Annotated in this window: 1 protein-coding gene; it reads left to right on the forward strand. The window is 39.1% G+C overall.

Annotated elements, in window-relative coordinates:
• Positions 1–310 precede the first annotated feature (310 nt).
• Entirely contained in the window at positions 311–1,537 is a 1,227-nt protein-coding gene (locus tag N7548_RS08805) for an IS110 family RNA-guided transposase (protein WP_263609105.1), read from the forward strand.
• Positions 1,538–1,655 lie beyond the last annotated feature (118 nt).

Here is a 1,655-nt window from a genome sequence, read left to right on the forward strand (position 1 = left end):
CTCCTCGTATAATATGTAGTGTAGATTTGGGATCAGGCCCAGCTACATATTGTTATTTATAAGATTGAAGTCCTAGTGTTATAATCAAGTCAAGATATAACCTGAAGAATCCGCTATCGCTCCTTGCACATCGTGGTGCTTATTAAGCGTGCGATCCTGCTTGATTGGCTTATCTGCTCACCGGTTGTTGTTACACCCATCGACTAACTCAACATTATTTTCATGGGTGATTTCTTATTTGGCGAGGCTGCAGTTGTCTCTCAAGGCTAGGACTTCAACTTATATCTAATCCTTGAAAGAAGGTTTTATTTTGAATCTTACTTTATTCGTTGGAATTGATGTCTCAAAGTCTTCAAATCACGTTTACGCGATGAACCTAAATCGTGATAAGTTACTCTCGACCAATATTCCAAACACTCAAGATGGTGCTACCATCATTGAATCCAAATTGTGTGACTTGCTCATGAAGCACCGTCTATCTAAAATCATTGTCGTTTTAGAATCCACAGGGGTATACTCTGCTCATCTAGCGACCTATTTATCCAACTCCAAGTATCTTTCGATTTATGACTCTCGAGTATTTATCATCAATCCTAAAATATCCAAAAACTATCGACGAAGTTTCTCGGATATGGACAAGACTGATCCTAAAGATGCGTTCGTTTTAGCGGATATCGCTAGAGTGGGTAGAACCGATGGTTTAACCCCTTTTAAAGGGGCTCAACGTTTAGCCCTTGAAAGGCTTACTAGACATCGTCTTCACATCGCTGAACTGCTTTCAACTGAGAAGACTTATGCCCTTAATAACGTCTTTTTGAAGTTTTCTGAGTTTGAATCCTTGTTTACTGATAACTTCGGTAAAACCGCTGTTGAGCTACTCCTTGAATATCATACAACCGATGATATCATTCGATCTTCACTTGAAGATTTGACGGCTTTTATCATCAAATCCAGTAAGAACAGATTCTCAGATTCAGAAGCCGTCGCTACCAAGATTAAGGCTGCTGCTAGAGCTTCTTATCGTCTCGATAAAACTGCCTATGATCCGATCAATCTTTCGCTCGCTTCTTCCATCAATGTCATTAGCTGTTACGAAGCTGAAATCAGAGAAATCGATAAGGCCATCATTCGTCAAGTCGCTGGTTTTAACCAAATTCATTACGATGTTCTCATATCGATTCCAGGTATTGGTAAGGTGTTCGCTGCCGGTATCTTAGCTGAAATCGCCGATATCAATCAATTTGAATCTGATGATGCTTTGGCTAAATACGCCGGTATTACTTGGCGTAAAACCCAGTCTGGTAAGTTTGAAGCTGAAGATACTCAAATGACTAAAACAGGTAACAAGTATCTTCGTTATTTCATTATTCAGGCTGCCAATATGGCTCGTCAATTCATCCCTGAATATCGTGACTACTACCAAAAGAAATTTGATGAAGTCACCACGCATCAACACAAACGTGCCCTCGCCCTTACTGCTAGAAAACTGATTCGTCTTATCTATGGTTTGTTGAGTACCAATAGACTTTATCAGTAACATTTAAATCTCTTTCTAATCCATTCAACCTTTTTTAATCATGTCCTCTTATCACCTAAACAACCGTTTTCGTGATATTTTTTTTATTCTTTACTGCTTGACATATTTACCGGTTGCT

Origin of the sequence: Paracholeplasma manati (assembly GCF_025742995.1) — a bacterium.
GTDB lineage: Bacteria > Bacillota_I > Bacilli_A > Acholeplasmatales > UBA5453 > Paracholeplasma > Paracholeplasma manati.